This window comes from Streptomyces sp. NPDC059718 (genome assembly GCF_042733315.1).
Taxonomy (GTDB): domain Bacteria; phylum Actinomycetota; class Actinomycetes; order Streptomycetales; family Streptomycetaceae; genus Actinacidiphila.
The window spans coordinates 39931-49602 of sequence record NZ_JBHWGA010000064.1 but is presented as its reverse complement, the minus strand read 5'-3'; the positions used below and the strand labels follow the sequence as shown (position 1 = coordinate 49602).

The 9672-nt window shown below is 69.1% G+C and carries 4 protein-coding genes and 2 pseudogenes; 5 read left to right on the top strand and 1 reads right to left on the bottom strand.

Annotated features, from left to right (window positions below; all coding sequences use genetic code 11):
* The 3 genes and pseudogenes from istA to ACFV3E_RS41770 all read left to right on the top strand — a co-directional run.
* Nucleotides 1-1023 (top strand): IS21 family transposase (gene istA, locus ACFV3E_RS41780; RefSeq protein ID WP_500541038.1); only part of this gene is annotated, 1023 nt, incomplete at its 5' end.
* Nucleotides 1020-1790 carry an IS21-like element helper ATPase IstB gene (istB, locus tag ACFV3E_RS41775; RefSeq protein WP_500541036.1) on the top strand — a complete coding sequence of 257 codons (771 nt, stop codon included), beginning with the start codon at nt 1020-1022 and terminating at the stop codon, nt 1788-1790. The genes istA and istB, both read left to right, overlap by 4 nt.
* Nucleotides 1791-1845: 55 nt before the next feature.
* Nucleotides 1846-2197: pseudogene (locus ACFV3E_RS41770) on the top strand (transposase); the annotation flags it as partial.
* A 19-nt stretch (nt 2198-2216) separates the two neighbouring features.
* Here the strand turns inward: ACFV3E_RS41770 and ACFV3E_RS41765 are convergent.
* Nucleotides 2217-2380: pseudogene (locus ACFV3E_RS41765) on the bottom strand (IS256 family transposase); the annotation flags it as partial.
* Between the two features lie 200 nt (nt 2381-2580).
* Here ACFV3E_RS41765 and ACFV3E_RS41760 point away from each other — a divergent pair.
* Together ACFV3E_RS41760 and ACFV3E_RS41755 are read left to right on the top strand one after the other, a co-directional pair.
* Complete coding sequence (locus ACFV3E_RS41760) at nt 2581-8880, top strand: RHS repeat-associated core domain-containing protein (protein WP_500541034.1); 6300 nt, start codon at nt 2581-2583, stop codon at nt 8878-8880.
* On the top strand, nt 8877-9548 hold the full coding sequence (locus tag ACFV3E_RS41755; RefSeq protein ID WP_500541032.1) for a hypothetical protein: 672 nt from the start codon (nt 8877-8879) through the stop codon (nt 9546-9548). Before ACFV3E_RS41760 ends, ACFV3E_RS41755 begins: the two co-directional genes overlap by 4 nt.
* The last annotated feature ends 124 nt before the right edge of the window (nt 9549-9672 follow it).

Below are 9672 nucleotides of genomic sequence, written 5' to 3'. Positions count from 1 at the left end.
TTCGAGGTCGTTCCAGGTGCGCAGGCCCAGGTCGACTGGGGCGACGAGGGAAGGATCCTCGCCCACCTGGGTGTCCCGAAGGTCTACTCGTTCCACATGACGCTGTCGTACTCGCGCGACCCGTTTTGCTGCTTTACCACCGGTCAGGATCTGGCGACCTTCTTCGACTGCCACCGGCAGGCTTTCGCGCACTTCGGCGGGGTGCCGATGAGCATCGTCTACGACCGCACCAAGACGGTCGTGCGCCGGCACGTCGCCCCGGGCGAGGCAGTCCCGCTGCACCCGGAAGCTGTCGCCTTCGCCGGGCACTACGACTTCGACATCGACGTGCTGGCCGCCTACCGGCCCCAGGGCAAGGGCCGGGTCGAACGCCAGGTCGGCATCGTCCGCGACCACGTCCTCGCCGGGCGGGCCTTCTCCTCGATCGAGGACATGAACGCCGCTTTCACCGCCTGGGTTCCGTTGCGGAGGGCAAAGGTCCATGGCACCCACGGTGAGGTCATCGGACACCGGGCCGTGCGCGACCACACCGCTCTCCGTCCACTGCCGGCGACCCCTTACGTGGTCACGCAGCGGCACCTGCGGCATGTCGGAAAGGACTGCCTGGTCGCCTTCGACGCCAACCTCTACTCGGTTCCCGCCCGCAAGGTCCGCCCTCGCCAGCTGGTGGAGGTCAGGGCCACGAAGTCCCAGATCACACTGCATTCCACCGTCCCCGACGCGACCGGCCAGACGTTGCTTGCCGTCCATCCCAGGGCAGTCGGCCGAGGCGCCCGCATCGTGGACGAGAGCCACTGGAACGGTCTGCCCACGGGCGCCGGCCGCCGCGTCACCACCGGGAACGACCTGCCCGCCCCCCGCTGCGGCCGACCTGCCGGGGAGCCGAACGGGCCACTGCAGGCTCTGCTGAACCGGGCCGCCGCCGCGAACGTCGAGGTCGGCCGCCGTCCGCTGTCGGTCTATGACGAGCTGACCGGCACTCGCCCCTTCACCACCAACGCACCAACGAAGGAAGCCCGTTGAGCGAGCTGACCAGCAACCGCATCCGCGCCACCGCCGCCAAGCTCGGCCTGCCGCACCTGGCCGAAGCCCTCAACCAGTACATCCAGCGGGCTGACGAGGCCAAGATGGGCTATATCGATCTGATCGACCTGGTGCTGGCCGAGGAACTCGCAGTCCGTGACGACCGCCGATTCCGCAACGGGCTGCGTCTGTCGAAGCTGCCGCACCACAAGACGCTCGAGGAATACGACTTCTCTTTCCAGCCCGAACTCGACCCGCGCAAGGTCAAGGATCTGGCCACCCTCTCCTTCGTCGAGGACAAGGCCAATGTCGCCCTGCTCGGGCCGCCCGGAGTGGGCAAGACACACATCGCTGTCGCTCTCGCGGTCGCGGCCTGCCGGGCGGGCTACTCGATCTACTTCACCAGCCTCGATGACATGGTCCGCCACCTCAAGGCCGCCGAGGACCAGGGCCGGCTGATGAGCAAGCTCACCGGCTACCTCCGTCCCGCCGTTCTCGTGGTCGACGAGGTGGGCTACCAGCCGCTGGAACGAGCCGAAGCGAACCTGGTCTTCCAGGTCGTCTCCAAGCGCTACGAAAAGGGCTCCATCATCCTGACCTCGAACAAGACCTTCGGAGAGTGGGGCCAGGTCTTCGGCGACGAGGTCCTGGCCACCGCGATCCTCGACCGCCTCCTGCACCACTGCGAGGTCGTCCCGATCAACGGCAACAGCTACCGACTCAAGAACCGCCTCCAAGCCATCCAGCGAGACACCGACGTGGCCTGAGCCATGGTGCACACAACTTCGTACTCGATGGTGCACTCAGACGAGTACGCGGACAGCACGGTTCCCCGACGCGAGGGCGCTGAAGTCGTACGCCGGATCCGCGCCCATCACCCGGGCCTCCGGCAAGAAGCGTTTCGTTCGGCCGCCGGTTCGTCAAGAACAATCGCCTCATCAACGCCGGCTTCCTCTGGGCCTTCGCCGCCCTCACCGCCTCACCAGGAGCGAACGCGCACTACCGGCGCCGACGCGAGCATGGTGATTGGCATGCCGCCGCACAAAGGCACTTGCTGAACCGCTTCCTCGGCCAGCTCCATCACTGCCTCAAGACCCGACAGCAATTTGACGAACAGCACGCCTTCGCACCACTCCTGTCACCCCCAAACCGAGCAGGCGGCTTGACTTCATAGCCCCCTGAGATGTGTTTCAGGCAGACTCGAGCACCCGCTTGCTCAGCTGCTGCAACAGCCCGCCCTCCCCGGTCAGCTGCAGCTCCTCGCTACGGGTACGGTCCACCAGCTCGCGATCAGCTGCTCGTCCGTCGTCGCGCTGGACACCACCGCGGCCGGCTCCTGGACGGGCGTCGACTCCACGGGTCCGCCGTTGATCGGAGACTGCCAGGAACGGTCCGCCAGACCCGTGTCCGGTGTGGGACACGACCTGTTCCGGCCCCGGGGGAAGCGAAATGCGTTCGATTGACGCGTACATGTACCGCTGGGATCGTCGTCAGCCTGATGTGAGGCATCTGTGACGGGGGCGGCACATGCACAGAGGACGGTTGACAGTTACGGGAGTGGTCACGGCGGCCCTGGTGTTCTCGGGGTTACAGCCGCTGGTCCACGCCGCGACGGCGGCCACGACGGACATCGTGAGCGCCGAGGCGTCCGCGGTGAGCATCGCGCGGACCGAGGTGAAGGCCCGGCCTGAGGCCTCCCACACGACGCCGGCACAGGCCGCACCCGCGCGCGTGCGATGGCCGAAGGGCGGATCGGCCAGAGTCACCGTCCCTTCCCGCGGCAAGGCCGTCGAGGTGGGCGATACGGCGGTGGCCGTGACCGCGCCCCGGGTGAAGGGCAAGGCCAAGGCCGCCGACCAGGTCGCCGTCACAACCTACGGCAACGACAAGACCCGCCAACTCGGCGGTCATGGCACAGCGTTCCGTATCACGGAGGTCGACGGCGGCACGAAGGTCGGGGTCATGGTCGACGTCTCCGGTTTTGCCGACGCCTACGGTGGGGACTTCGAGTCTCGGTTACGCCTGACCGCCAAGCCCGCCTGCGTGCTGACCACACCGGACGACCCGAACTGCGCCACGGGCACGCAGATCCCCAGCCATGTGGATCTGACCGCCCACACCCTGATCGCCGACGTTCCGGCCTCGGACCCCGACACGGTCTACGTCGTCATCGCCGCTGTGTCGGGCGAGACCGGTTCCGCAACCGCGACGAAACTGTCGTCGTCCAGCAAGTGGTCGGTGGGTCTGCAGTCCGGAGACTTCTCGTGGTCCCTGCCGCTGCCGCAGGTGGCTGCGTTGTCAGGGGACGCCCCTGACATCGACCTCGGCTACTCCTCCCAGGCCGTCGACGGCCAAGTCGCCGCCGAGAACAACCAGCCCTCCTGGGTCGGCCAGGGCTGGGATCTCGCCCTGCCCTTCCTGGAGCGCCGCTACAACGGCTGCTCCGACGACGGCGGTGACACCGGCGACCTCTGCTGGGCCGGTGACGAACTCCGGCTCTCGCTCGAAGGCACCTCGTCCGCGCTGGTACGGGACAAGGACGCGGGCGACGACATCTGGCGCGCCAAGGAGGACCCGGGCTGGCGCGTGCAGCGCTTCAGGGGTGCAGACAACGGCGACAACGACGGCGAGTACTGGGTGGTGACCACCCCGCAGGGCACGAAGTACACCTTCGGGCGCGGCAAGCAGGCCACCACCGGCAACGCCACCGACTCGGTCTTCACCGTCCCGGTCTTCGGTGACGACTCCGGCGAGCCCTGCCACTCGTCCGACTTGGAGGATTCCTGGTGCTCGCAGGCCTGGCGCTGGAACCTCGACGGGGTCGTGGACGCCCACGGCAACTCCAGCACCTTCTTCTACACGCAGGAGACAAACCGTTACGCCCGTAACGGCGTCGCCGACCGCTCCACCGAGTACGTACGCGGCGGCAACCTCCGCGACATCGTCTACTCCCAGCGCTCCGGCGCCGAGGACACCCAGGCCCCGGCCCGGCTGCACTTCACCACTGGCCTGCGCTGCACCGAGGCGGCCGGCGGAAGCGGCGACTGCCCGGCGTTCGACGCCGACCACGCCTCCTCCTACCCGGACGTGCCGCTGGATACGCTCTGCGCGAGCGGCGACTGCACGGGAGACGACCAGAAGGCACCGACCTTCTTCACCGGGAAGTTGCTGCGATCGGTGACCGCCCAGCGCTCCGACACCAGCGGTGGCGGCTGGACGGATGTCGACCGGCTGGACTTCACCTACTCCTTCCCCGAGCCGTCCGACGGCACCAGCGCCGCCCTCTGGCTGGAGAAGGTCCAGCAGACAGGCCTCGGCGGTGATGGTGAACAGGCCCTCCCCGCAGTCCAGTTCACCGGCAAGGAGTACGCCAACCGGGCGGACGCCGACCCCGCGGCGGGCGCCCCCGCGATGCGCAAGCTGCGTATCTCCTCCGTCACCGACGAGCTGAGCCGCAGGGTCGAGGTCGGCTACAGCCAACCGGACGCCTGCCCCATCGACAATCTCCCCCAGGGCCACTACGACACCAACACCCAGGACTGCTTCCCCGGCTGGCGCTCCAACGGCGACAGCTCCGGCTTCGGTGTCTGGCACAAGTACCTGACAACCCGGGTCACCGTCGTGGACACCGCAGGCGGCGCCCCCAACCAGACCACCGAATACCGCTATCGCGGCACCCCCGCCTGGCATTACGACGACGATCCGCTCACCCCTTCCGAGCGCAAGTCCTGGAGTGACTGGCGCGGCTACGGCAGCGTCGACGTGGCCAAGCTCTCCGACCCCAGCTACCGCGACGAGCCCGCCGCCCGCACCCTCTCCCTCTCCCGCGCGCTCTACTTCCGCGGTATGGACGGCGACCGCACCGCCGACGGCGGCAGCAAGTCTGTCCAGGTCACCGACTCCGAGGGCACCGCCCTCAATGACCTGCCCTATCTGCGGGGCAAAGAGCGCGAGAGCCGCCAGTTCCATGCCACTGGCGACGGCGAGGCCGACTACGAGCTCGGCGGCACGATCCACGGCTACACCTCAGCCCACACCACGGACGCCGGCACCGACGACGGGGCGGAGGACGACGCCCATCTCGTCGTCGAGAACGACGCCGCCACCCGTGAGACCGTCATCGACGAGGCGGACGGCTCCCGCTCCTCCCGTACGACCCGGCTCCGGAGCACGTACGACAGCCACGGCCAGACCACTGCCGTCACCGACACCGCCGACGGCGCCGACACCCGCTGCACCAAGACCAGCTACGCCCGCGACGCCGCCACCACAGACGCCTGGATGGTGGCCTTCCCCTACCGCATACGCACCTACGCGGGCTCCTGCGACGACCCCGACGCCCTGGTCAACGGCAAGGACCAGTACTACGACGGCTCTGGCACCCTCGGGGCCACGATCACCAATGGAGATGTGACCCGCACCGTATCCGCAGTCCAGGCCACCGGCCCCGACACGGTCAGCCAGACCGTCAGTACCGAGGCCACCTTCGACGCGTACGGCCGTACTCTCACCGAAACCGACGGCAACGGTGACACCTCCCGCACCGTCTACACCCCGGACACAGGCCGCCTCGTCACTGTGACCGACACCAATCCGCTCGGCCAGGCCGAGACCACCACGCTCGATCCCGACCGCCAGCAGCCCGTCAGCGTCAAGGATGCCAACGGGCAGGCGACCACCAACACCTACGACCCCCTCGGCCGGCTGACCTCCGTACGTGAGGCAGACCAGGCCGCAGGTGACCCGCCCGCGCAGACCTTCGCGTATGTCCTGGACCCGGACCACACAAGGCCGCCACGGGTGACGACCCGTCAACTCCAGTCCGGTGACACCTACGTCACCACCTGGGCCTTCCTGGACTCGATGGGCCGTGACCGGCAGACCCAGACCGTCTCCCCGGCCTCGACCCCGTCCGCCCCGAAGACCGTCGTCACCGACACCCGCTACGACGACTACGGCAATGTCGCGGCCGAGTCGCTGCCGGTCGTCGCCTCCGGCCAAGCGGGATCCGCGCTGCTCGCCGTCCCAGCCGACCAGGTGGACGAGACCCGCTATGCCTACGACTCCCTCGGCCGGGTCGTCAGGTCCGCCCAGAGCGGTCAGGGCAGTGAGCTGTGGGCCACCACCACCGCGTACTACGGCGACCACGTACGCACCACCCCACCGGCCGGCGGGGTCACCACCACCACCTGGACCGACGCCCGCGACCGCGAGCTGCGCAAGCAGGAGGGCGTGGCGCCGCTCCAGGCGACGACCCGGTACACGTACACCTCCGCCGACCAGATCGCCACCGTCACCGATCCGGCGGAGCACAGCTCGACCTATGCGTACGACCTGCTCAAGCGCCGCACGAGTGCCGACGACCCGGACGCCGGGCCGTCCCGCACCAGCTACGACGCCAACGGCAATACCGTCTCCACCTGGGACGCCGCCGCGCTCGCCGGCGGCGACGAGGACCCCGAGCCCACCCAGACCACCGACTACGACGCTCTCGATCGGCCGGTCGCCCGCTGGGACGGCGCCTCCGGCACCGGCACCAAGACGGCCACCTGGACCTACGACTCCACCGACATCACCAACGGCCTCGGCCAGGTCGCCTCACAGACCACCCACCAGGACGGCAAGGACTACACCGTCGCCGTCACGGGCTACGACGACCGGGGCCGGGCCACCGGCAAACGCTGGACCTTCCCGGCCGGAACCGGCGGCTCGCTCCACAAGCTGACCTACACCGTCAACTACGCCTACGACGCGGCCGACCACGTCGTGACGACCGAATACCAGGATTCCGTCATCGGGCTTCCCGCCGAGACGATCACCACCACCTTCGATGCCCTCGGCAACCCCAGCACCCTCAGCGGCGCCCGCTCCTACATCTCCGCCACCGGCTATGCCGCCGACGGCAAGCTGGCCACCCGCGACTACGACAACCCGCACCACGGACTGCGCCGGGCCTACGCGTACGAGGACGGCACCCAGCGGCTGTCCCGGATCCAGACTCTCGTCGACTCCCCGCTGACCGGTTCCACGGCTCCGCAGGACGACAGCTATGCCTGGGACCCGTCGGGCAACCTCACCTCGATCACCGACACGACGTCGGCCAAGCCGGTTGCCACCTGCCATGCCTACGACGGCCTGGACCGGCTCACGCACTCTTGGACCACCAAGCAGACCAGCTGCACCGATGGCGATTCCGAACTCACCCATGACGGGCCCGCCGGTTACAACGAGTCCTGGACCTACACGACCGACGGCAACATCGCCACGGCTCGCTCGCTCCTGGACACCCGCGAGTTCGAGTACGGGGACGCCGACCACCCGCACGCCGTCACCAAGGCCGGCCACGACAGCTACGCGTACGACGCCGACGGCTCGATGAGCAAGCAGGTGGAGGCCCTGGTCCCCACCACCTACGACTACGACGCCAATCAGCAGATGACCTCGGCGACGACCGCGCTGCTGAAGAAGACGAAGTTCGTCTACACCCCCGGCGGCTCCCGGATGGCCCGGATCGACCCGCTCGGTGTCGCCACGCTCTACATCGACGGCCAGGAGATCACCGTCGCCCTGGGTGTCGAGAAGGGCACCCGCTACTACAACATCGCCGGGACCACAGTCGCCGAGAGGTTGTTTACGGGCCTGTTGAAGTGGCAGCTCAGCGACACCCAGGGCTCGGCACAGATCGCCGTCCTCGAAGGCACCAGCCTGCTGGAGCGGACCTACTACGACCCGTACGGGCAGATCCGCACCGGCTCCGCCCCGCCTGTCACCGACCGGGGCTGGCTGGGCAAGACCAAGGACCCCACCACCGGCCTCAACGCACTCGGCGCCCGCTACTACAAGGCCGGCATCGGCCGCTTCCTGACCACCGACCCGGCGTTCGACCCGTCCTCGGCGCAGACCGCCAATCCATACGCGTACGGATCGAACAACCCCGTCCTGTACGTCGACCCGACAGGGCTCTGGTCGTTGTCGGGTGCCTGGAACTCCGTCAAGGAAGGCACGTCGGCGGCCTGGGATTGGGCCAATGAGAACAAGGGGCTGATCGCCGATGTGGCGGTCGGCATCGGGGTCGGCATCGCCATCGGGGCGGTCTGCGCCACCGGTGTCGGCTGCCTCGTGCTGGCCGGGGTGGCGGCGGGCGCGGCGGGCGCGGCCGCCGGATACGGCGTGGACGTGGCCGAGGGCAAGACCGACTTTTCCGCCGGCGGTCTCGCCGCACGGGTCGGTATCGGCGCCGCCTCCGGCCTGCTGGGCGTCGGCATCGGCAAGGCCGTCGGCGCTGGGCTCCGGGCGGCGGCCGGCACCGCGGCCGGACAGGCCGTACGGGCTGGGGCGGGCCGGGCGACGGCCGCCGTCACCGGGGCCGCCGCCAGGTCCGGGCGGGCAGCGGTCAACGCTGTACGCGCCGGAGGCAGCAGACTCGGCACGGCCGCCAGGAGCGCGGGCAAGGCGGCCGCCAACATCACCCGCAAGGCCAAACCCACCCCCATCACCTCCACCAACCCCTCCACTCCGGACCTGCTCCAGGCCATCGCCACCAGCGCACAGCGAAAGGTCGGCGGCAGCGGAGCCGTGGCCGGTACCCGAAAACACTCCTACGCCGAGAACCTCCTCAACCGCTACCAGGGCGTCTTCGGCAACCGGGGACTGGAGACGGAGGTAAGCTTCCTGAACGGCGTACGGGTGCCGCACGGAACCGCCGGCAGCGTTCGGGTGGATGTCCTGGACGCGGCCAACGGCACGGTTTACGACTACAAGTTCGTGCTGCGGCCTCCCGGCCTGCGGACGGGCCAGATCAACCGGATCCTGGCCCACGTCCCCGGTATCCGGAATGTGCTGGAGGTGAATCCGTGAGCGGCATCGAGGCCGCGACGGCCCGCGCGATCACCCGCGACTGGGCGCGCATGTTCCCCGCGTTCCAGCCGTGGCGGCCGCTGCGCCTGCTGCGCAGGCTCGGCCCACTTGTCCAGGGCATCACGCTGGAGCGTTCACCGGCCGGTGACGACTATCTGCCGACCGCTCATGTGCACGCTCTGACCCGCGACTTCCCGGTGGTCTCGCTGACGCTCGCCCAGCGTCTGCTCACGCCTTCCGGCGTCCCGGAGCGGATCAAGGTGGCGCGGCACGATAAGGACGGCGAGGAGGCAGGGCAGCGACTCGCCGGGCAGTCGGCCCTGCCGCTGCACATGGTGCCGACGCTGGATCAGGTGGTCGAGCGCTACCGGTCGTTCGTGGCCGGACAGCAGCGCGGTCTGCGCCTCCCGACCGGTGTGGCAGAGCTGGAGGACTGCGTACTCCTGCCCGCCGTCGCCGGACGGCCGGACCTGTCCGCCGATGCCCTCACCTTCGCCCGGAAAACCGCCGAAGGGTGGAACGAGCCACCACATGGCTACCCCGGGACGGGGGAGTGGCTGGACCAGTTGGGCCTGCTCGCCGGTGACTCCGGAAGGCTGGAGGGGACAGTCGCCGCGCAGACCGTCAAACACAAGCTGACCCGCCTTCCGGACCTCTGGGCGGCCTGATGGGCGTCCCGTTCGCCTTACCGTCCAGCACGGACCTGTGGGCAGTGCGTGGCCCACACCCGCACGCGGCGCCGCTGCCCTCTGCCAATCCAGGACCCAGGTGCCCTGCCTGGTATGTGGCGCC